Annotated in this window: 17 protein-coding genes; 6 read left to right on the top strand and 11 right to left on the bottom strand. The window is 74.4% G+C overall.

The window, feature by feature from the left end; translation table 11 throughout:
- Positions 1 to 10: 10 nt before the first annotated feature.
- The gene (locus HCN08_RS36245) at positions 11 to 7363 is read left to right on the top strand and encodes an RHS repeat-associated core domain-containing protein (RefSeq protein WP_167984463.1); all 7353 of its coding nucleotides are present in this window, start codon (positions 11 to 13) and stop codon (positions 7361 to 7363) included.
- Between the two features lie 131 nt (positions 7364 to 7494).
- Complete coding sequence (locus HCN08_RS19640; RefSeq protein ID WP_167984462.1) at positions 7495 to 7869, top strand: hypothetical protein; 375 nt, start codon at positions 7495 to 7497, stop codon at positions 7867 to 7869.
- Positions 7870 to 7884: 15 nt separating this feature from the next.
- Here the strand turns inward: HCN08_RS19640 and HCN08_RS19635 are convergent, their stop codons facing one another.
- The 5 genes from HCN08_RS19635 to HCN08_RS19615 all read right to left on the bottom strand — a co-directional run bounded on the left by HCN08_RS19635 (position 7885) and on the right by HCN08_RS19615 (position 13014).
- Positions 7885 to 8646 carry an SDR family oxidoreductase gene (locus HCN08_RS19635; RefSeq protein WP_167984461.1) on the bottom strand — a complete coding sequence of 254 codons (762 nt, stop codon included), beginning with the start codon at positions 8644 to 8646 and terminating at the stop codon, positions 7885 to 7887.
- A gap of 1 nt (position 8647) precedes the next feature.
- Positions 8648 to 10438 carry a glycoside hydrolase family 15 protein gene (locus HCN08_RS19630; RefSeq protein WP_167984460.1) on the bottom strand — a complete coding sequence of 597 codons (1791 nt, stop codon included), beginning with the start codon at positions 10436 to 10438 and terminating at the stop codon, positions 8648 to 8650.
- A 60-nt stretch (positions 10439 to 10498) separates the two neighbouring features.
- Positions 10499 to 11515: an SURF1 family cytochrome oxidase biogenesis protein gene (locus HCN08_RS19625; RefSeq protein WP_167984459.1), complete on the bottom strand. Its 1017-nt coding sequence runs from the start codon at positions 11513 to 11515 to the stop codon at positions 10499 to 10501.
- Positions 11516 to 11648: 133 nt separating this feature from the next.
- Entirely contained in the window at positions 11649 to 11900 is a 252-nt protein-coding gene (locus HCN08_RS19620) for a hypothetical protein (RefSeq protein WP_167984458.1), read from the bottom strand.
- A 121-nt stretch (positions 11901 to 12021) separates the two neighbouring features.
- The gene (locus HCN08_RS19615) at positions 12022 to 13014 is read right to left on the bottom strand and encodes a DEDDh family exonuclease (RefSeq protein WP_167984457.1); all 993 of its coding nucleotides are present in this window, start codon (positions 13012 to 13014) and stop codon (positions 12022 to 12024) included.
- A 174-nt stretch (positions 13015 to 13188) separates the two neighbouring features.
- On the opposite strand from HCN08_RS19615, the gene HCN08_RS19610 reads away from it, so the two are divergent.
- Together HCN08_RS19610 and HCN08_RS19605 are read left to right on the top strand one after the other, a co-directional pair.
- Positions 13189 to 14142, top strand: coding sequence for a sterol desaturase family protein (locus HCN08_RS19610; protein WP_167984456.1), 954 nt, complete (start codon positions 13189 to 13191; stop codon positions 14140 to 14142).
- Entirely contained in the window at positions 14139 to 14921 is a 783-nt protein-coding gene (locus HCN08_RS19605) for a lysoplasmalogenase (RefSeq protein WP_322974570.1), read from the top strand. Before HCN08_RS19610 ends, HCN08_RS19605 begins: the two co-directional genes overlap by 4 nt.
- Here the strand turns inward: HCN08_RS19605 and HCN08_RS19600 are convergent.
- On the bottom strand, positions 14892 to 15095 hold the full coding sequence (locus tag HCN08_RS19600) for a hypothetical protein (RefSeq protein ID WP_167984455.1): 204 nt from the start codon (positions 15093 to 15095) through the stop codon (positions 14892 to 14894). The genes HCN08_RS19605 and HCN08_RS19600 overlap by 30 nt on opposite strands.
- A 284-nt stretch (positions 15096 to 15379) precedes the next feature.
- Here HCN08_RS19600 and moaA point away from each other — a divergent pair, with 284 nt between their 5' ends.
- The gene (moaA, locus tag HCN08_RS19595) at positions 15380 to 16369 is read left to right on the top strand and encodes a GTP 3',8-cyclase MoaA (RefSeq protein WP_322974568.1); all 990 of its coding nucleotides are present in this window, start codon (positions 15380 to 15382) and stop codon (positions 16367 to 16369) included.
- Between the two features lie 75 nt (positions 16370 to 16444).
- Here the strand turns inward: moaA and HCN08_RS19590 are convergent, their stop codons facing one another.
- Entirely contained in the window at positions 16445 to 16693 is a 249-nt protein-coding gene (locus HCN08_RS19590; RefSeq protein ID WP_322974567.1) for a hypothetical protein, read from the bottom strand.
- Positions 16694 to 16916: 223 nt separating this feature from the next.
- Positions 16917 to 17324 (bottom strand): DUF3099 domain-containing protein, encoded by a 408-nt coding sequence (locus tag HCN08_RS19585; protein WP_167984453.1) that lies wholly within the window; start codon positions 17322 to 17324, stop codon positions 16917 to 16919.
- Positions 17325 to 17560: 236 nt separating this feature from the next.
- Between HCN08_RS19585 and HCN08_RS19580 the strand changes: the two genes are divergently transcribed.
- Positions 17561 to 17854, top strand: a complete 294-nt coding sequence (locus HCN08_RS19580) for a GlsB/YeaQ/YmgE family stress response membrane protein (RefSeq protein ID WP_167984574.1) — start codon at positions 17561 to 17563, stop codon at positions 17852 to 17854.
- A 14-nt stretch (positions 17855 to 17868) separates the two neighbouring features.
- Here the strand turns inward: HCN08_RS19580 and HCN08_RS19575 are convergent, their stop codons facing one another.
- From HCN08_RS19575 to HCN08_RS19565, 3 genes are all read right to left on the bottom strand, one after another.
- Complete coding sequence (locus tag HCN08_RS19575) at positions 17869 to 18423, bottom strand: RNA 2'-phosphotransferase (RefSeq protein WP_167984573.1); 555 nt, start codon at positions 18421 to 18423, stop codon at positions 17869 to 17871.
- 61 nt (positions 18424 to 18484) lie between these two features.
- Positions 18485 to 19876 (bottom strand): metallopeptidase TldD-related protein, encoded by a 1392-nt coding sequence (locus HCN08_RS19570; RefSeq protein ID WP_167984452.1) that lies wholly within the window; start codon positions 19874 to 19876, stop codon positions 18485 to 18487.
- Positions 19873 to 21408: a TldD/PmbA family protein gene (locus tag HCN08_RS19565; protein WP_322974565.1), complete on the bottom strand. Its 1536-nt coding sequence runs from the start codon at positions 21406 to 21408 to the stop codon at positions 19873 to 19875. Before HCN08_RS19565 ends, HCN08_RS19570 begins: the two co-directional genes overlap by 4 nt.
- Between the last annotated feature and the right edge of the window lie 112 nt (positions 21409 to 21520).

Genomic DNA, 21520 nt, shown 5'->3' with positions numbered 1-21520 from the left:
CCGCTCATGGATGACGGACGTGCTGACGGTGCTCGCCACCGTCGCGGCACTGCTCGGTCCGGTCACCGCGGAGGCGACGGGGCAACCCGCCGACCCGCACAAGGTCTGGTCGCCACCCGGCACACCGCTGCCCAGGACCCCCTCGGTCCCCGGCACACCGCTCGCGGCTCCCACCCCCACCGCGCCGGACCGCCCGGTGCCGCCGGAGTGGGCCGGACCGGCGGCGACCGCCGCCGCCACGGCGACCGGCACCGCCACCCTCGACATGCCCGCCGCCACCGGCACGACCCGGCCGCAGCCCGCCCGCGCCGGCAAGCTCGGCGTATGGGTACGGCCCACCGCCGCGCCCACCACGACCGTCCGCCCCGGCACGGGGACGCCGGCGGCCACGGGAACGGCGGCCACGGGAACGGCGGCGCGAGGCAGCGCCGCGACCGGCGCAGCCGGCCCGCAGGGAGCCACCGCCGCCCCGGCCACCCCAGCCCCCGCAGCCGTCAGGGCCGCCCCGGCCGCCGCCGGCACCGCGCTGACCGTGGACGCCGTCCCGGCCGCGACCGCCGCCGCGACCGGCTACCACGGCCCCGTCGTCGCGCTGTCCCGCGCCACCGCCGGAGCCGCCGGAGCGGTCGAGGTCGGCCTCGACGTGAGCGCCCTCGACGCAGCCTACGGCGGTGACGCAGCCGCCCGCTCCCGGCTGCTCGCCCTTCCCCCCTGCGCCCTGACGACCCCGCAGGCCCCCGGCTGCGCCGCCGCCACCCCGCTGCCCTCGCGCTACGACCCGGCCACCCACCGGCTCACCGCCGACATCGCCCTCCCCGCGACCACCACCACCGCGGCCACGAGCGCCGCGACCGCCGCCGACGGCCTGGTCGTCGCCGCCGACACCACCCCCGCGGGCGGCGCCGGCAACTACGCCGCCACCAGCCTCAACCCCAGCGCCGCCTGGACGGCCGGCTCCGCCAACGGCGGCTTCGGCTACAGCTACCCCCTCCAGCTGCCGCCCGCCCCCGGCGGCGACACCCCCGCCGTGGCGCTGACCTACGACTCCTCCTCGGTGGACGGCCTGACCTCCGCCACCAACTCCCAGTCCTCCTGGATCGGCGACGGCTGGGACTACTCGCCCGGCTACGTCGAACGCTCCTTCAAGGGCTGCGACGACGACGGCATCGCCCACTCCAGCGACATGTGCTGGGGCGGCGACAGCGTCACCCTCTCCCTCGACGGCCAGTCGGGCCGGCTCGTCCACGACGACAAGAACCCCGCGCTCTGGCGGCTCCAGGACGACGACGGCTCCAAGGTCGAGTTCCTGACCGGCGCGACCAACGGCACGCCCACCGGCGAGTACGTCAAGGTCAGCACCAGCAGCGGCAACGTCTACTACTTCGGCCTCAACCACCTGCCCGGCGGCGACGGCACCGACCCGGCGACCGACTCCGCCTGGACCGAGCCGGTCTACTCGCCCAAGAGCACCGACCCCTGCCACGACGCCGCCAAGGGCGACGCCTCCTGGTGCCAGACCGCCTGGCGCTTCAACCTCGACTACGCCGTGGACGCCCACGGCAACCTCACCACCTACACCTACCGGCCCGAGACCAACTACTACGAGCGCGGCGCCGGCCAGAACAACGGCACCGGCACCCTCACCCCGTACATCCGCGGTGGCGCCCTGACCGGCATCGCCTACGGGGTGCGGCTGCCCGACGAGGTCGCCGCCAAGGGCACCCTCAAGGCCCCGGCCCGCGTCGTGTTCACCCCCGCCGCCGAGGGCCGCTGCTCCACCGACGGCGGCTACACCTGCGCCGGCGCCACCCTCGGCAAGGACAACTCCTCGCACTGGCCGGACGTCCCCTACGACCAGAACTGCGACAAGGGCGCCACCGCCTGCAAGAACTACGGCGAGAGCTTCTGGTCGAACCTGCGGCTGAAGACCATCACCACCCAGTGGCTGTCCGGCGGCACGTACAAGGACATCGACAGCTACGACCTCACCCAGCACTTCCCCGACCCGCAGGACGGCGCCAAGCCCGGCATGTGGCTGGACTCCATCGTCCGCACCGGCCACGACGGCGCCGACCTGCCGCTGCCGCCGGTCACCTTCACCCCGGTCGAGCTGCCCAACCGGGTCGACGGCACCGACCTGGTGCCCGCGCCCGCGATCTTCAACCGGCCCCGCATCCAGCGGATCACCACCGAGACCGGCGAGCAGTTCCAGGTCGACTACCGGCTGCCGGCCTGCTCCCGGCTGCAGAAGACCATGCCGGCCTCCGCCGCCACCGACACCATGGCCTGCTACAACGTCAAGTGGTACCCGCCGGGCAGCCAGTACGGCGCCGACCCGGTCTCCGACTGGTTCAACCGCTACCAGGTCGACTCCGTCAGCGAGAACGACCCGGTCGGCCACACCCCGTCCGTCACCACCAGCTACGCCTACGGCCCGGCGGCCTGGCACTACGACGACAGTGAACTGGCCGACCCCAAGACCCGCACCTGGGACGACTTCCGCGGCTTCGCCTCCGTCACCGCCGTCGTCGGCGACGGCGAGGACGGCCCCAGGTCGCAGACCGTCACCCACTACCTCCAGGGCATGGACGGCGACGACAACGGCGCCGGCGGCCACCGCACCGTCACCGTCAAGGACTCCCTCGGCGACACGATCACCGACTCCGACTGGCTGTCGGGCCAGGTGTACGAGACCGACACCTACGACAAGGCCGGCGGCACCGTCGTCGCCTACGACGTCAGCACCTCCACCGCCTCCGACCCCACCGCGACCCACGTACGCGGCTCCTCGCTGCCCGCGCTGACCGCCCGCTACCTGGGGGTGCGGACCGTCGCCACCGCACGCGCCAGGAAGAAGAACGGCGCCTGGCAGACCGTCACCACCACCACGACGAACGACCCCGGCCACGCCAACCGCACCCTGACGTCCGACCAGGTCGCCGACGGCCTGCCCGAGCAGTGCACCCGCGCCTCCTACGCCACCGGCCCCAGCCCCCTGGTGACCGGCCTGAGCGACGAGACCCTCGTCGTGTCCGGCGCGAGCGCCTGCACCGCCGAGCCCACCGCCGCCAACACCGTCTCCGACAAGCGCACCCTCTTCGACAACAAGCCCTTCGGCCAGGCCGGCGCCACCGGCAACGCCACCGCGCTCCAGGTCCTCGACCACTACGACACCGCGGGCAACCCGGTCTACGCCACCACCGGCACCAGCGGCTACGACGCCTACGGCCGCACCGTCTCGGCGACCGACCCCAACGCCACCGACGCCGCCCACCCCGCCGGCGCCACCACGACCACCAGCTACGACTCCGCCCACCCCGGCGAGCTGACCTCCACCGTCACGGTGCTCAGCCCCGCCCCGGGCAGCACCACCCCGTGGAAGTCGGTCACCACCCTCGACCCGGCCCGCGACCTGTCGCTGACCTCCAGCGACATCAACGCCAAGGTCACCACCGCCGCCTACGACCCGCTCGGCCGGCTCACCAAGGTGTGGAACGCCGGCCGCACCACCGCACAGAACCCCAGCACCGTCTACGTCTACGCCGTCAACGGCACCAAAGGCCCGTCGTCGGTGACCACCAGGACCCTGACCAGCGACACCCCCGTCTACACCACCTCGGTGTCGGTCTTCGACGGCTTCGGGCGGCAGATCCAGCAGCAGGCCACCCCCGGCATCTCCGCCTACCACGGCCGGGTGCTGACCACCACGCTCTACGACTCCCAGGGCCGCATCCGCGAGACGCAGGCACCCCGCTACGACGACACCGCCCCGCCCGGCACCGTCCCCTCACTCGCCGACGAGGCCCACGTCCCCGGCTCGACCAGCACCGACTACGACGGCCTCGGCCGCCCGGTCGCCTCGGTCTTCTCCGCCTACGCCGTCCAGCAGTGGAAGACCACCACCGCCTACCCCGGCATCGACGAGACCGACGTGACGCCCCCCAAGGGCGGCACCCCCACCACCACGATCACCGACGCGCTCGGCCGCACCAGCCAGCTGTGGCAGTACAGGACGCCCACCGCGACCGGCACCGCCACCGACGCGGACGTCACGACGTACACCTACCACCCCGACGGCAGCCCGGCGGGCCAGACCGACGCCACGACCAAGAACACCTGGACCCACACCCTGGACCTGCGCGGCCGGGAGACCGCCGCGACCGACCCCGACACCGGCCGGACCACCACCGCCTACGACGCCGACGGGCACGTCACGTCCGTCACCGACGCCCGCGGCGTCACCCTCTCCTACGACTACGACCTGATCGGCCGGCAGACCGCCGAATACGCCACCACCCCGCCCGCCACCGCCAAGAAGCAGATCGGCGCCTGGACGTACGACGGCATCGACGGCGCCAAGGGCCAGCCGGTCGCCGCCACCCGCTACGACGGCGGCGACCCCGCCAAGGCGTACACCTCCACCGTCACCGGCTACGACAGCGCCTACCGGCCGACCGGCACCACCGTGAGCCTGCCCGCCTCCGAAGGCGCCCTCGCCGGCCCCTTCACCACGACCACCACCTACAACCAGCTCACCGGCGCACTCGCCTCCACCCGCACCGACGCCCGCGGCAACCTGCCCGCCGAGACCGTCAGCTACAGCTACGACCCCGACGGTGCCCTGCTCGGCTTCGGCTCCAGCGCCGCCGTCTACGACCTGTCCAGCGACTACGACGCCTTCGGGCGCCCGGTGCGCACCACGGTCAACCCGTGGGGCACCGAGATCGTCGCGACCGACACCTACGACCAGTCCACCGGCAACCTGCTGAGCACCTACCTCGACAAGCAGACCTCCGGCACCGGCGCCGTCCAGCAGACCACCTACACCCGCAACGCCGCCGGCCAGACCACGGCGATCCGGAACATCGCCGACAACACCCCGGCGCAGACCGACCTGCAGTGCTTCGGCTACGACCACCTCGGCCGGCTCACCACCGCCTGGACCGACACCGGCGGCCTCACCACCGCGCCCCAGCCGTCCGTGCCCGGCATCGGCGGCTGCACGGACACCACCCCCACCAGCGGCGCCGCCGCCGGCCGCACCACCGTCGGCGGCCCGGCCCCGTACTGGACCTCCTACGGCTACGACGCCACCGGCAACCGCACGCAGCTCGTGCGGCACGACACCACCGGCGACACCGCCAAGGACGTCACCACCAGCCAGGTCTTCGCCCCCGCCGGGCAGCAGAACACCCCCACCACCGCCGCGGACACCGGCGGCGGCACCGGCGGCCCGCACGCCCTGCTCACCACCACCAGCACCGGCCCCGGCAACCCCGGCCCGACCTCCTACCAGTACGACGCGCTCGGCGACACCACCGCCGTCAGCGGCACCACCGGCACCAGCACCCTGACCTGGGACGCCGAGGACGAACTGGCCACCGTCACCACCGCGGGCACCACCGGCACCACCTCGTACGTCTACGACGCCGCGGGCAACCAGCTGCTGCGCCGCAACCCCGGCAGGACCACCCTCGACCTCGGCAGCGACGAGCTGACCCTCGACACCGCCACCGGCGCCGTCACCGACGTGCGCACCTACGAGCTGCCCGACGGGCTCAGCGCCGTCCGCCAGGCCCCCGGCACCGCCGGGCTGACCTGGCAGCTCTCCGACGACCACGGTACCGCGACGCTCGCCCTCGACGCCGGCACGCTGACCGAGACCCGCCGCCCCACCGACCCGTTCGGCAACCCCCGCGGCACCCAGCCCACCACCTGGGCCGGCGACCACGGCTTCGTCGGCGGCACCGCCGACCCGGTCACCGGCCTGACCAACCTCGGCGCCCGCGAGTACCAGCCCGCCACCGGCCGCTTCCTCAACCCCGACCCACTGCTCGACACCGGCCGGCCGCAGCAGTGGAACGGCTACGCCTACGCCGACGACGACCCGGTCGGCCTGAGCGACCCGGGCGGCACCGACCCGGCCGGCACCCAGAACACCTGCCTGTACGACCAGTCCGAATGCGGCCCGCACCCCGGCGGCGGCAAGGACACCCCGCCGCGCTGCGACGGCTTCCTGATGTGCGGGGGCGGCGGCTCCAGCAGCTCGGGCGGCTCGGGCGGCTCAGGCGGCGGCCACCACAAGGGCAAGCCCAAGCGGGTCGGCGGCTTCACCGTCGGCACCGCGCAGGACGGCCAGCCCACCCTCGACGGCATCCGCGTCCCGACCGTCACCGAGCTCTACCGCATGGACCCCTACGCCCCCGACCGCTCCTACAGCCAGCAGCTCCAGGACTGGGCGCACGGCAAGTGCGACAACTCCACCGACGTGCCGGGCGTCACCGCCTTCTGCAAGGACGCCCACGCCGCCGGCCTGCTCGGCGACGACTCCGGCATCAAGCTGACCTGGGCCGACCTCGACCCGATCGGCGTCATCGACACCTACAACTGCGTACGGCACGGCAAGTCCTGCGGCTCGGCCGCCGTGGACGTCGGCATGGACCTGCTCTTCCAGTCCGAGAGCAAGGACGCGGCGAAGATCGCCGAACGCGCCGCGGCCAAGGCGGCGGAGGACGTCGCCGAAGGCGACGGCGCCAAGGCGCTGGAGGAGTTCCTCAAGTGCGCCAGCAACAGCTTCCCCGGCGACACGCCGGTCCTGCTGGCCTCGGGCACGACCGAGCCCATCGACGACCTCGCGGTCGGCGACACCGTCCTGGCCACCGACCCGCTCACCGGGACGACCGCCCCGCACCAGGTGACCCGGGTCATCAAGACCCTGACCGACACCGACTTCACCGACCTGACGATCAGCACGCCGGCCGGCCCCACGGTGCTCACCTCCACCCGGCACCACCCCTACTGGGACGTCACCCGCAACCGCTGGGCCGACGCCGCCGACATCCGCCCCGGCGACCGGCTGCGCACCGCCGACGGCCGCACCGCCCAGGTCACGGGCGTACGCGACTACACCGGCCACATCGTCACGTACAACCTCACCGTCGACGCGCTGCACACGTACTATGTGGTGGCCGGCGGCACCCCGGTGCTCGTCCACAACAACAGCTGCGGCAACCCGGTCAGGATCCGGGCCGGCCAGCAGGCCGCGGGCGGCTCGTACAAACTGAGCAAGGCCGAGCTGAAATTCGTCGGGGACCTCATGGCACGCAAGCCCAACCTCCAGGTGTTCAGGACCGACGGCAAGGCGTCGATGGGCGACTTCCTGGTGATCGACCGGTCCGACCCGCGCTCGGCCGTCGGATGGGTCGTGGAGCTCAAGACCTCCCACGGCGGCTTCCCCGGCGAGCAGTTCAGGAACGCCGGCTCGCTCCGGTCGCTGTACGGGCTGTCGCAGCTGCGGACGGTGGCCGGGACGCCCTCGGAAGTGCTGGAGTCGCTGAGCGTGGGCAGGGGGTCCTGGAACTGATCGTCATCCCGAGGGTCCTCGGCGGGATCCTGCGCGACGCCGACGACCGGCTGGCGCGGGCCCTCGCGCTGGACTTCGCCCGGCAGGCGCTGCGGGACGCGCACGAGATCCTCGGGCCGGCCCTCACCGAGGTGTCCCTCGGCTACCTGGACGCCGCCGCATCCTTCGCCGACAGCGGGGACGCGGCGGGCGTCAGGGCCGCGCACGAGCGCTACTTCGGCGCGCGCGAAGGGCTCGGCCGCCTCCCCCGGGAGATCAGCTGGATCGCGGGCATCGCGGTGCTCGCGCACAGCCGGCGGGCCATGGAGCAGGCCGGGATCATCGCGCGCAGCGCCTTCGTGCCGACCGTCCTGGACGTGGCGCGCGAGGCGCAGAAGGCCGCGGGCGCGGTGGCCGGCGCGGGGTCCGGGGACCGGGACGCGGCCGGGCGGGCGCGCTGGGAGTGCGCCCGCCGGCAGCTGCTCCTGGCCGTGGCGGCGGCACCCTTCCCGGGCGAGGCCGGGTAAGGGTGCCCCGCGGGGTCACAGCGCCTGCTGCGCGCCCCCGTCGACCGGCAGCAGCACACCCGTCAGATAGGACGCCGCCGGGGAGAGCAGGAAGGCCGCCGCGCGGCCGAACTCCGCCGGGGAGCCGTAGCGGCGCAACGGGATACGCGCGCTGTTGCGGGCCCTGGCCTCGGCCGGATCGCCCGTGAGCGCGTCCAGCTCGCGGACCCGGTCGGTGTCGATCCTGGACGGCAGCAGCCCCACCACCCGGATACCGCGTGGGCCCACCTCCGCGGCGAGCGTCTTGGCGTATCCGGCCAGGCCCGGCCGCAGCCCGTTGGAGATCGCCAGGCCCGGGATGGGCTCGCGCACCGAGCCCGACAGCACGAAGCCGATGACCCCGCCCTCGCCCAGCGACGCCGCCGCGGCCCTGGCGAGCCGCACCGCGCCCAGGAAGACCGACTGGAACGACGCCAGCCACTGCTCGTCCGTGGTGCCGGCCGCCCCGCCCGCGGGCGGCCCGCCGACGCTGATCAGCACCCCGTCCAGCGCCCCGAACCGGGTCCGCGCGGTCGCCAGCAGCGTCTCCGCGGTGGCGGGGTCCGCGTTGTCCGCGACGACCCCGAGCGCCCGCTCCGGGCCGCCCAGTTCGGCCGCCGCCGCGTCCACCGTCGCCGCCGTCCGCCCGGACACCACGACCTTCGCGCCCTCCGCGGCCAGTTCGCGCGCCGCGGCCAGGCCCAGACCGCGCCCGCCGCCGGTCACCACATACACCCGGTCCTTGAGCCCCAGGTCCATCTCAGCCCGTCCTCCCGTCCAGTCCCGTCAGCGCGAGCGCGGTGTTGACCAGCCCGACATGGCTGAACGCCTGCGGATAGTTGCCCAGTTGACGCCCCGCCACCGGATCCCACTCCTCGGCCAGCAGCCCCACGTCGTTGCGCACCGCCAGCAGCCGCTCGAACAGCTCCAGCGCCTCGTCGCGCCGCCCGGTGGCGTTCAGGGCGTAGGCGAGCCAGAACGAGCAGGCCAGGAAGGCGCCCTCGCTGCCGGGCAGCCCGTCCACCCCGCCGGAGTCGGGGGAGTAGCGGCGGACAAAGCCGTGGTAGTCCAGCTCGCGGCGCACCGCCTGGACCGTGCCGATTACCCGCCGGTCGGTCGCCGGCAGAAAGCCGACCTGCGGGATCAGCAGCGTCGCCGCGTCCAGCTCGGCCGAGCCGTAGAACTGCGTGAAGGTGTTGCGGGCGGCGTCGTAGCCCTTCTCGCACACCTCGGCGTGCACCTGGAGCCGCATCGAGCGCCACCGGTCGAGGTCGCCGCGCAGCTTGGGATGCGCCTCCATGGTGCGCACCGCGCGGTCCGCCGCGACCCACGCCATGACCTTGGAGTGCACGAAGTTGCGCCGCGGGCCGCGCACCTCCCACAGGCCCTCGTCCGGCTCGTGCCACTTGCCCTCCAGGAACTCCATGAGGGAGCGCTGGAGGTTCCAGGCGTGCGGCTCGTCGCGCAGCCCGGTGTTGCGGGCCAGGAACAGGCAGTCCAGCACCTCGCCGTACACGTCGAGCTGGAGCTGGCCGGCCGCCGCGTTGCCCACCCGCACCGGGGCCGAGCCCTCGTAGCCCTTCAGCCACGGCACCTCGTACTCCGTCAGCCGCCGCTCGCCCGCGATGCCGTACATGATCTGCAGGTCGGCCGGGTCGCCGGCGACCGCGCGCAGCAGCCAGTCGCGCCACGCCCGGGCCTCGGTGAGGAAGCCGCCGGACACCAGCGCGTTGAGGGTCAGGGCGGCGTCGCGCAGCCAGCAGTAGCGGTAGTCCCAGTTGCGCACCCCGCCGATCTCCTCGGGCAGCGAGGTCGTCGCGGCAGCCGCGATACCGCCGCTGGGCGCGTACGTCAGCGCCTTCAGGGTGATCATGGAGCGCAGCACGGCCTCCCGCCACGGACCCTGGTAGCAGCAGCGCGCCGACCACTCCTCCCAGTCCTGGACGCTCTGGTCCAGCGCCTCGAAGGCGTCTATCCGCCGCGGCTTGCTGCCGTGCGAGGGGTGCCAGGTGAGCACGAACGCGATCCGGTCGCCCGCCGCCACGCTGACGTCCGAGTAGGTGCGCATGTTCTTGCCGTACATCGGCAGCGGCGGCTCGGTGCGCAGCCACACCGCGTCGGGGCCGGCGATCGCGACCCGCTGGTGGTCGGCGCGGCGCACCCACGGCACGACGCTGCCGTAGTCGAAGCGCAGCGCCAGCTCGCTGCGCATGGCGACCTCGCCGGAAAGCCCCTCGACGATCCGTACGACGTCGGGCGCGCGGTCGCGCTGCGGCATGAAGTCGGTGACTTTCACGCTCCCGGTCGGGGTGTGCCAGACCGTGTCCAGGACGAGCGTGTCACCGCGGTAGGAGCGCTCGCTGCACTGGCCCTGCGCGCCCAGCGGGGCGATCCGCCAGCGGCCGTTGCCGTCCTCGCCGAGCAGCGCGGCGAAGCAGGCCGCGGAGTCGAACCGCGGCAGGCACAGCCAGTCGATCGATCCGTCCCTGCCCACCAGCGCGGCGGTCTGCAGGTCGCCGATGAGCGCGTAGTCCTCGATACGTCCTGGCACGGGTCCGCCTCGTCGCCTTCCGGTCCTGGTGTCGAGTGTGCTGGTGCGGCGGGCGCGCCGCTACCGGAAAGCGTCCCAGGGAATCCTGCGGAGTTCCTCCGGTTCGTACGTGGCCGCGGGGGCGGCCGGCTCCGCGGCGGGCGCGGCGGGCGCGGTGGGCGACTCGTGCGCGCCCGGCTCCGCGACGCCCGCGGCCTGCGCGCCCTCGCCTGCCCCGGCGGCTTCCCCTGCGGCGCCGGGCGTCCCGGGCCCGGCCGGTTCCGCGGGTCCCTGCGCGGCCTTGGCGCGGGCCGCCAGGAGCTCGGCCCGCTCCCTGCGCAGCAGCACCACCCAGCCGACCGGCACCATCGCGCTGAACAGCCACCACTGGATCGCGTACGCCATGTGCGGGCCGATGCTGCTGTGGTCGGGCGCGGGGATGAGCGCGGGCTGGCCCTTGCCCGGCGCGGGCGAGGTGCGCACCAGCTCCAGGTAGCCGCCGTCCACCTGCTGCGGCAGCCCGCCGGCCGCCTTCACCTCCGCGCCGCTGATCAGCATGATCTGCCGGGCCGGCAGGCCCTTGCGGTCGTGGATGCCGGTCTCGGCGCTGGACTCGTCGGGCCGCAGCCGGCCCACCACCGTGACCTCGCCGGAGGGCGGCGGGGCGATCTTCGGGAAGACGGTGGGGTCGTTGCCGGGCGCGATCCAGCCGCGGTTGACCAGCACGGCCCGGCCGTCGTCGAGGATCAGCGGGGTGATGACGTGGTAGCCGACCTGCTGGCCGCCGCCGGAGTCGTCGTCGGAGCCGGAGTTGCCCGCGGTGCGGTGCCGGGCGACGACCTGGTGCGCGGTGTCGTAGTGCCCGGTGGCGGTGACCGCCTTGTAGAGGTCCTTGTGCGGCACCTGGAAGCCGGGGCGGGTCACCGACTCGACCGGCACCGGGTCGGCCTTCAGGGCCGCGGCGATGATCCGGTTGTTCGCCACCCGGTGCTCGTGGCGGTGCAGCTGCCAGAAGCCCAGCCTGATCATCACCGGGATCAGCACCAGGCCGAGCAGGGTGAGGATCACCCATTGGCGGGACAGCAGGAAGCGGTACACCCCACGACGGTACCTCCCGGTCGTGGGGCGCCCGCGGGTAGGGGTGCGGTCGGTGGGCGGGTGTCGCGGACGGCCCGCGGGGGCCGGCCGGGGCCTGCGGGGGCGTCCGGGCTCAGGCCCAGTCAGGCCGGGCTCAGGCCGGGGCCGCGCTGTCGGCGTGGTCGACGATGCCGGCGCCGCCCTCCGCCCGCGCGCAGTGCCCGCCGCAGTAGAAGCGGCCGTCGACCTCCACGCCGTGTCCGATGATCTGCACCCGGCAGTGCTCGCAGATCGGCGCCATCCGGTGGACGGCGCACTCGAAGCTGTCGAAGACATGCACCACGCCCTGCGCGTGCACCTCGAAGCTCATCGCATAGTCGTTTCCGCAGACTTCGCATCGTGCCATGCGCCACAGGCTGCGGCCCGCCGGCGGCCCGCACAACGCGCCCCGCTGGCGAGTCGCCCGGCTGCCACCCGGACGGCGGGCCCGCCCGTACCTCCGGGCCCGGGCCGCCCCGCGCGCCGGCTCAGCCGTGCACGCCCGGCGCTGGGGTGACCGCCTTGAGCAGCTCGGTGAACTCGCGCTCGCCGATCACCGGCGTGCCGTACATCCGCGCCTTGACCGCCTTGCCGGTCGAGGAGTCCGGGTCGTTGGTGACCAGCACGCTGGTCAGCCGGCTCACCGAGGACGCCACATGCAGCCCGGCGTCCGTCGCCCGGTCCTCCAGCAGCTCGCGGTCCGTCCCGGTGTCGCCGGAGAACGCCACCCGCATCCCCTGCATCAGCGCCCCGCCCGGCTCCAGCCGCCCCGGATTCGGATACGGGCACGCCGGGCGCTTGCGGGCCGGCCGCCAGCCCGAGCGCGGCCCCGAACCGTACAGCGCCCCGTAACGCGGCGCGGGCACCGGCGAGTCGACCCACTCGGTCAGCGGCCGGCAGGTGTGCAGCGGCAGCGGCAGCCCGGCCGCCGCCGCCAGGTGCAGGCTCGGCCGGAACGCCTCGGCGAGCACCCGCGCGTCGTCCAGCGCGTGGTGGGCGCGCTGCTGCACGACGCCGTAGTGCGCGGCCAGCGACTCCAGCTTGTGGTTGGCCAGCGGCAGCCGCAGCTCCTTGGACAGCACGATCGTGCACAGCCGCTGGTCCACCGGCGCCGCCGACCGCGCCCGGGCGAACTCCCTTGCCAGCATGGACCAGTCGAACACCGCGTTGTGCGCCACCAGCACCCGGCCGGACAGCCGCTCGGCCAGCTCGCCGGCGATGTCGGCGAACAGCGGGGCGCCGGCCAGCGCCCGGGCCGTCAGGCCGTGGATCCACACCGGGCCCGGGTCGCGCTGCGGGTTGACGGGCGAATACCAGTGGTCCTGGACCTCGCCGCGGGCGTCCAGCCGGTAGACCGCCGCGGACACGATCCGGTCGTCCCGGCCGAGCCCGGTGGTCTCGACGTCGACCACCGCGTAGCCCTCGGGGTAGCCCGAGGGCCAGGGCGAAGGGGGCGGCGGGGCGGTCGCGTTGTCCAGCATGGTCACTGAGGATACGGGGGCCCGCCGACAGTGGATCATCCCCGTCCGCCCCGGATGTCCCGGCACGGCCCGGGAGCGGCACCCGCGCCGTCCGGCAGAGTTGACGCGTACGCGTCCGTACTAATCGGTAACAACCTCTGGTGCGCGCCCGGGATGTGCGCTTATCGTGCGCGCATGCCGCAACTGCCCGATGTCGTGCTGTGGTCGATACCCGCCTTCGTGCTGCTGACCGTCGTGGAGATGATCAGCTACCGCATTCACCCCGACGAGGACGCGGCCGGCTACACCGGCCGGGACACCGCGACCAGCCTGTCCATGGGACTGGGCAGCCTGGTCACCGACGCGCTGTGGAAGATCCCGGTCGTCGCGATCTACTCCGCGCTCTACTCGCTGACGCCGCTGCGGGTGCCGGTGCACTGGTGGACGGTGCTGCTGATGCTGCTCGCGCAGGACTTCTTCTACTACTGGTCGCACCGCGGGCACCACGTCATCCGCATCCTGTGGGCCTGCCACGTCGTGCACCACTCCAGCCGCAACTTCAACCTCTCCACGGCGCTGCGCCAGCCCTGGACGAGCCTGACGTCCTGGCCCTTCTACCTGCCGCTCATCGCGCTCGGCGTGCACCCGGCGGCGCTCGCCTTCTGCTCGTCGGTCAACCTGGTCTACCAGTTCTGGATCCACACCGAGCGGATCGACAAGCTGTCCCGGCCGGTGGAGTTCTGGCTCAACACGCCCTCCCACCACCGCGTCCACCACGCCTCCCAGGGCAGCTACCTCGACCGCAACTTCGGCGGCATCCTCATCGTCTGGGACCGGCTCTTCGGCTCCTTCACCCCGGAGACCGAACGCCCCGTCTACGGCCTGACGAAGAACATCGCGACCTTCAACCCGCTGCGGGTCGCCACCCACGAGTACGCGGCGCTCGCCCGCGACCTGGCGGCGGCCGGCACATGGCGCGACCGCGTCGGCCACCTCGTCAACGGCCCCGGCTGGCACCCGCCCGCCGCCGCGGAGGCCGCGCAGGCCGCGGAGGCGGCGCAGGCCGCGCGGGCCGCGGGGGGCGGCGCGGGGTCGAGCGGTGCCGCCCCTGCCGGGCCCGGCGAGGCGCCCTCGGAGGCCGCCGCGTGAGCGCGGGCGGCGGGGCGGCGGAGCTCACGCCCGCCGAGGGGCCGCAGCAGGCCCCCGGCTGCGGCCCGGCGAAGGGCGCAACCCCTTCGGCGGAGCCGGACCCGGCCAAGGGCAACGCGCTGCTCGGGGCCTTCGCCGCACTGACGGCGCTGCACCTGAACGCCGTCGCGGAGCACTTCGACCTCGTACGGGAGGTGAGCAAGCCGCTGCTCATGCCGCTGCTCGCGCTGTGGGTACGGCACTGGCGCGGGCCCGGGCTGCTGGTCGCGGCGCTGCTGTGCGGGTGCGGCGGCGACCTCGCGCTCGACATCGGCGGCACCGTGCCGTTCCTGCTCGGGATGGCCTGCTTCGCCGCCGGACACGTGTGCTACCTGCGGCTGTTCGTCCGGCTCGGCGCCTTCCGGCGCGGCAGCCGTACCGCCGTACGGCTGCGCTGCGCGGCGTACGGCCTGGTCTGGGCGGTGCTCGTCGTGCTGCTGTGGCCGGGGCTGGACCCCGGCATGCGCGTTCCCGTCGCGCTCTACAGCGTGCTGCTCGCCGCGATGGCCGCCGGGGCGTACGGGCTCGGCCCGGCGGCCCGGATCGGCGGTGCGCTCTTCCTGCTGTCCGACAGCCTCATCGCCACCGACCTCGCGGACTGGCCCCTGCTGCCCGGCCACGACGCGTGGGTCATGGCGACCTACCTCGGCGGCCAGGCCCTGCTCGCGAGCGGCGTGCTCACCGCGATCCGCGCCGGCACCGCGGGCACCTCACCGCGCCCGGCGGCGGCCCGCCCGTAGCGCCGACACGCTCAGCGGCGGCAGCCGCAGGCTCCCGTACGGCCAGGGCCCCGGCGCCGCCCTGCGCGGCGCCGGCGCGGCGGGCACGGGCGCGGCGAGCCGCACGCTGCCGTACGGTCGGCGTCCCGGCACGGGCGGCGGGTCGCCGGCGGGCGGCGAGGACGGGGTGGGCACGGGCGGCTCCTGGCAGCAGCACGCGCGCCGGCGGCAGGCCGGCGCGCGGGACGGCACGGTGTGCGCTGCCCAACGAACGCGCGCCGCCCCGGTGTCGCCGGAGCGCCCCCCACAGGTGAACACGCCCCTGGCCCCCTGCCGCGGCCCCGGCCCGGCCCGGCGCGCGAGCCGGCCGGACCCGGAACCGCCGTGCGCCGCGGCTGCCCCCCGGGGACGGGAACCGTGTTGTCCGGGCGACCCCCTAGGCTGGAGGGATCCGGCAGCGCAGGAGGGAGGTGGAGGGCGTGCTCCTCGACACGTACGGGCGGGTCGCCACCGATCTGCGGGTCTCGCTCACCGACCGGTGCAATCTGCGGTGCACGTACTGCATGCCCGAGGAGGGCCTGCAATGGCTGGCCCGGCCCGATCTGCTCACTGACGACGAGATCGTGCGGCTCGTGCGGATCGCGGTCACCGGGTTCGGCGTCACCGATGTGCGCTTCACCGGCGGTGAGCCGCTGCTGCGGCCCGGCCTGGTGGGGATCGTCGAGCGCTGCGCCGCGCTCACCCCGCGGCCCCGGCTGTCGCTCACCACCAACGGCATCGGCCTGGCCCGTACCGCCGAGGCCCTGCGGGCGGCCGGCCTGGACCGGGTCAACGTCTCCCTTGACACCCTGGACGCCGCGACCTTCCGCACCCTCACCCGCCGGGACCGGCACGCCGACGTGCTCGCCGGGCTCGCCGCCGCGGCGGCGGCCGGCCTCGCGCCGGTGAAGGTCAACGCCGTGCTGATGCGCGGCCTCAACGACACCGAGGCGCCCGCCCTGCTGCGCTGGGCCGTCGAGCACGGCTACGAACTGCGCTTCATCGAGCAGATGCCGCTGGACGCCCAGCACGGCTGGCAGCGCTCCGGCATGGTGACCGCCGACGAGATCCTGGCCTCGCTGCGGGCGCATGTCCGGCTCACCCCGGAGGGCGCGCCCGCGCGCGGCTCGGCCCCCGCCGAGCGCTGGCTCGTCGACGGCGGGCCGGCCCGCGTCGGGGTCATCGCCTCGGTCACCCGGCCGTTCTGCCGCGCGTGCGACCGCACCCGGCTCACCGCGGACGGCCAGGTGCGCAACTGCCTGTTCGCCCGCGAGGAGTCCGACCTGCGCGGCCCCCTGCGGGCCGGCGCCACCGACGCGGAGGTCGCCGCGCTGTGGCGGGCGGCGATGTGGGGCAAGAAGGCCGGCTCGGGCCTGGACGACCCGCGGTTCCGCCAGCCCGACCGCCCGATGTCCGCGATCGGCGGCTGACCCGGCACTCCGCCCCGCCGCCCCACCCCGGAGTTGCGCGCCGGTACCTTGCCCCCGCACCCGCCCGGCCTCGGCTCAGCCCTCCGCGGCCTGCTCGCGCCGCTGCCACTCGGCCAGCGCCACCACGTCCTTGAGGAATCCGCGCATCCCGAGGAACTGCGTCAGGTGCTCGCGGTGCTCCTCGCACGCCAGCCACGTCTTGCGCCGCTCCGGCGTGTGCAGCTTGGGATTGTTCCAGGCCAGCACCCACTCCGCGGCAGCGCGGCAGCCCTTGGCCGAGCAGATCGGCGTCTCTTCGTCGCCCCCGGCGCGCAGTATGTCCACCGCGCCAGTATCCCGTACGCAGACATGGCGACGCCGGGCAGCCACGGGGGGAGCCGCCCGGCGTCGGTCCGTCGCCCCGACGGGGGATGCGGAGCGCTCACGCAGTATGTCATGCACTGACGCGCTCGTGGAGTGGAACGCCCGTACAGATCTGAGCTTTTCTTGAGGTTTCCCGTCCGTGGCCGGATACGCCTCGCACCGGCCCGCCGGCCAGAGGCTTCTCCTACGGTTCCGGCACCGGCTCCGGGCCGCGCCCGGCGGTCTGCCCGGCGGTGTGCCCGGCGGCGTAATCGGTGGCGTGCTCGGCGGCCCGCTCCGCCGCCGTCTCCACCGCGCCCGCCTCCAGGGCCGGCACGAACGGCGGCGGGATGTACGACGCGGGCAGCTGCGGGGCGTTCTCCCGCCCGGCGTTGGCGACGACCACCGCCACGTACGGCAGCAGCATGCCGATGACCAGCGTCGCCCACGCCAGCGGGCGTTCGACGTTCCAGAGCACCACCGTGAGGATCACCGACACCGTGCGGACCGACATCGAGATGATGTACCGCCGCTGGCGCCCGCGGACGTCCTCGGTCAGCCCGGTACGCGCCCCGGAGATCCGGTGGACCTCCGTCCCGCCCCGCTTCAGCATCCCACTCCACCGCCCAGTCACGAGCCGGGCCCCGCTGCTCACGGCAGGCAGCGCGCCTGCACCGGCTGCCCACAACGGTACGCCGCGCGGGCGCCGCGGAGCAGAGCGGGGGAGGGCCGGCCGGGTGGACGTATCGTCCGGGACCGTCCCGACATGCGCGCGGCCCGGCCCGGCCGGAGACTGGCCGCACGACGAGCGGGCGCCCGGTGCCCGGCGGTGGAGACGAGGTGGACGCGATGGGCTGGTTGTGGGCGATCCTCGTCGGACTCGTGCTCGGCGTGATCGCCAAGGCGATCCTGCCCGGCCGGCAGAGCCTGCCGCTCTGGCTCACCGTCATCTGCGGCATGGGCGGCAGCGCCCTCGGCAACGGCGTCTCGCGCTGGCTCGGGGTGCGCGACACCCGCGGCTTCGACTGGACGCGGCATGTGCTCCAGCTCGTCGGCGCGATCGTGCTGGTGGCGATCGGCGACGCCCTGTGGGCGGCGCACAAGGCCAACAAGGAGCGCCGCCGCCGCAGGACCCCGGTCTGAGCCCGCGCCGCCCGTCAGCTCTCCGGCAGCACCCGCAGCCACCGCGGCGCTATCGGCCCGCTCAGCCACACCCCGTTGGCGCTCACCCGGAAGACGTGCCCGGTGGCGGCCAGGCCGCCCGCGTCCACCGCGAGGACGACCGGCCGCCCGTGCCGCGACCCCACCCGTACGGCCGTCTCCCGGTCCGCCGACAGATGGACGTCCTGGCGGGCCATCGGGCGCAGGCCCTCGTCGAGGATGAACGGCAGCGTCCTGGTCGCGGTGCCGTGGAAGAGCACGTCCGGCGGCACGGCCGCGGCCAGGCCCAGGTCCACCTCCACCGTATGGCCCTGGTTGGCCCGGATCCGCCGGCCGTCCTCCGAATAGCCGAACCGCTTCTTGTTGTTGGTGGCCACCACATGGTCCAGCTCGGCCCGCGTCAGCCGCCGGCCGTGCGCGGCGCACGCCGCGAGCAGCACGTCGACGTCCACCCAGCCGCCCTCGTCCAGCGCCACGCCGATCCGCTCCGGCCGGTGCCGCAGCACCAGCGACAGGAACTTCGACGCCTTGACGGTCCGCTTGTCGTCCATCTCACCCATGTGGTGGCCCCCCTCGGCCGTACACCAGCCGCTCGCGTCCCGGACGCCCTGGCTAGACGCCCTGGCTGACCGAGCTCATGTTGAAGTCCGGCACGCGCAGCGCCGGCGCCGCCGCCCGGGTGAAGTAGTCGCTCCACTCGCGCGGCAGCGTCCGCTCGGTGCGGCCCGCCTCGACCGCGCGGCCCAGCAGGTCCACCGGCGACTCGTTGAAGCGGAAGTTGTTGGCCACGCCGGTCACCTCGCCGCCCTCGACGAGGTAGACGCCGTCCCGGGTCAGCCCGGTCAGCAGCAGCGTCGCCGGGTCCACCTCGCGGATGTACCACAGGCAGGTCAGCAGCAGCCCGCGCTCGGTGCCGGCGACCATGTCGGCGAGCGACTGCTTGCCGCCGCCCTCCAGGATCAGGTTGTCGGCGGGCGCGGCCAGCGGCAGTCCGGTCAGCTGCGCGCTGTGCCGGGTCGTCGGCAGATGGGCCAGGGTGCCCTCGCGCAGCCAGTCCACCCGGCCGACCGGCAGCCCGTTGTCGAAGACCGAGGACTCGTCGCCCGAGGAGTGCGCGATCACGAACGGCGCCGCCTCCAGGCCGGGCTCGGCCGGGTCGCTGCGCAGCGTCAGCGGCAGCTGCGCCAGCCGCTCGCCGACCCGGGTGCCGCCGCCCGGCTTGCTGAAGACGGTGCGGCCCTCGGCGGCGTCCCGCGCGCCGGCCGACCACAGCTGGTAGATCAGCAGGTCCGCGACCGCCGACGGCGGCAGCAGCGTCTCGTACCGCCCGGCCGGCAGGTCGATCCGGCGCTCCGCCCACGCCAGGCGCTGCGCCAGCTCGGCGTCCAGCGCCAGCGGGTCCACGTCCCGGAAGTCCCGGGTCGCCGCGCCCGCCCACGCCGAGCGCGTGCCGTCCGGCGACTTCGCGTTGACCTCCAGCGTGCCGGTCGGCTGGTCGTGCCGCAGCCGCAGCCCCGCCGAGGTGCCCAGATACGTGGACGTCACCGCGTGGTAGGCGAAGCCGTACAGCTGCCGCCCGCCCGCCCGCGCCGCCCCGAACGCCTCGCCGAGCGCGGGCGCGAAGGCCGCGAAGACCTCCGAGCCGGTCTCGGCCGGCGCCGCGGTGAAGTCCGCGGAGTGCGGCACGCCGGTCACCAGCGGCTGCGCGTCCTCCGCCGGCCCGGCCTCGCGCGCGGCGGCCTCGGCGGCCCGTACCAGCGGCTCCAGCTCGTCCGCCGTCACCGCCGAGCGCGACACCACGCCGGAGGCGGTGCCCTGCGCCCCGTCCACCGTCGCGATGACGGTGAGGGTACGGCCGCGCGTGACGCCGTTGGTGGTCAGCGCGTTGCCGGCCCAGCGCAGATTCGCGCTGGACTCCTCGTCGGCGATGACGACGCAGCCGTCCGCCGTGGACAGCTCCAGCGCCCGCTCGACGATCTCGTGCGGCTTGCTCGTAGCGCTCATCGGCCGGCCTCCTGCGTCGTGTTGAGGATGTTGACGCCCCGGAAGAGCGCGGACGGGCAGCCGTGGCTGACCGCGGCGACCTGCCCCGGCTGTGCCTTGCCGCAGTTGAAGGCGCCGCCCAGGACATACGTCTGCGGGCCGCCCACCGCCTCCATGGAGCCCCAGAAGTCGGTCGTCGTGGCCTGGTAGGCGACGTCCTTGAGCTGACCGGCGAGCCGGCCGTTCTCGATACGGAAGAAGCGCTGACCCGTAAACTGGAAGTTGTAGCGCTGCATGTCGATCGACCAGGAGCGGTCGCCGACGACGTAGATGCCGCGCTCCACCCCGGAGATCAGCTCCTCGGTGGACGGGCCGTCAGGTGCCGGTTGCAGGGAGACGTTGGCCATCCGCTGGACGGGGACGTGCCCGGGGGAGTCGGCGTAGGCGCAGCCGTTGGAGCGCGCGAAGCCGGTGAGCCTGGCGATCCGGCGGTCGAGCTGGTAGCCGACCAGGACGCCGTCCTTGACCAGGTCCCAGGACTGGCCGGCCACGCCCTCGTCGTCGTAGCCGACGGTGGCCAGGCCGTGCTCGGCGGTGCGGTCGCCGGTGACGTGCATGTGCGGCGAGCCGTACGTCAGCGAGCCCAGCTGGTCGAAGGTCGCGAACGACGTGCCGGCGTAGGCGGCCTCGTAGCCGAGCGCCCGGTCCAGCTCGGTGGCGTGGCCGATCGACTCGTGGATCGTGAGCCACAGGTTCGACGGGTCGACGACCAGGTCGTACGTGCCCGCCTCGACCGAGGGTGCGCGCATCTTCTCGGCCAGCAGCTCGGGGATACGGGCGAGTTCGCCGTCCCAGTCCCACACGTCGCCGGTCAGGTACTCCCAGCCGCGGCCGACCGGCGGGGCGAGGGTGCGCATGGAGTCGAAGCCGCCGGTGTCCGGGTCGACGCTCACCGCGGTGAGCTGCGGGTGCAGCCGGACGCGCTGCTGGGTGGTCGTGGTGCCGGCGGTGTCGGCGTAGAACTTGTTCTCGTGCACCGCGATCAGCGACGCGTCCACGTGGCTGACCCCGTCGGCGGCCAGCAGCCGGGAGCTCCACTCGGCGAGCAGCCCCGTCTTGTCGGCGTCCGGCACCGCGAAGGGGTCGGTCTCGTACGACGACACCCACGTACGGTCGGCGTGCACCGGCTCGTCGGCCAGCTCCACCTTCTCGTCCGAGCCGGCCGCCGCGATCACCTGGGCGCTGAGCTTGGCCATGGCGACCGCCTGGCTCGCGACCTTCGCCGCCGCGTCCATCGTCAGGTCGACGCCCGAGGCGAAGCCCCAGGCGCCGCCGTGCACGACCCGCACCGCGTAGCCGAGGTCGGTGCTGTCCGAGCTGCCCGCCGGGCGGGCGTCCCGCAGCCGCCAGGCGGCGCTGCGCACCCGCTCCAGGCGGAAGTCCGCGTGGTCGGCGCCCAGCGCGCGGGCTCTGGCGAGCGCCGCGTCGGCGAGCGCCCGCAGCGGCAGTGCGAGGAATGTCGGATCGACGGTGTGTTCCTGCTGAGGGGGCACAGCGGACTTCCCTTCGCATCGGCGTGTCCGCAGTGAATCATGGCCTGCGGGTGTCCGGCTCCGCCACAGCATTGCGCCGCGCGCCGCCCCGCGGCGGTGTACGCAACCCCCG

This window comes from Actinacidiphila epipremni (genome assembly GCF_012034175.1).
In the GTDB taxonomy this organism is placed as follows: domain Bacteria; phylum Actinomycetota; class Actinomycetes; order Streptomycetales; family Streptomycetaceae; genus Actinacidiphila; species Actinacidiphila epipremni.
This window is presented reverse-complemented; position numbering and strand designations above follow the sequence as displayed.

Coding starts and splice junctions, on each gene's coding strand:
- HCN08_RS36245 (WP_167984463.1), top strand. CDS start 11: ATGACGGACGTGCTGACGGTGCTCGCCACCGTCGCGGCACTGCTCGGT.
- HCN08_RS19635 (WP_167984461.1), bottom strand. CDS start 8,646: ATGGACCTGGGGCTCAAGGACCGGGTGTATGTGGTGACCGGCGGCGGG.
- HCN08_RS19620 (WP_167984458.1), bottom strand. CDS start 11,900: ATGGCACGATGCGAAGTCTGCGGAAACGACTATGCGATGAGCTTCGAG.
- HCN08_RS19615 (WP_167984457.1), bottom strand. CDS start 13,014: ATGCTGGACAACGCGACCGCCCCGCCGCCCCCTTCGCCCTGGCCCTCG.
- HCN08_RS19610 (WP_167984456.1), top strand. CDS start 13,189: ATGCCGCAACTGCCCGATGTCGTGCTGTGGTCGATACCCGCCTTCGTG.
- HCN08_RS19585 (WP_167984453.1), bottom strand. CDS start 17,324: ATGCTGAAGCGGGGCGGGACGGAGGTCCACCGGATCTCCGGGGCGCGT.
- HCN08_RS19580 (WP_167984574.1), top strand. CDS start 17,561: ATGGGCTGGTTGTGGGCGATCCTCGTCGGACTCGTGCTCGGCGTGATC.
- HCN08_RS19575 (WP_167984573.1), bottom strand. CDS start 18,423: ATGGACGACAAGCGGACCGTCAAGGCGTCGAAGTTCCTGTCGCTGGTG.
- HCN08_RS19570 (WP_167984452.1), bottom strand. CDS start 19,876: ATGAGCGCTACGAGCAAGCCGCACGAGATCGTCGAGCGGGCGCTGGAG.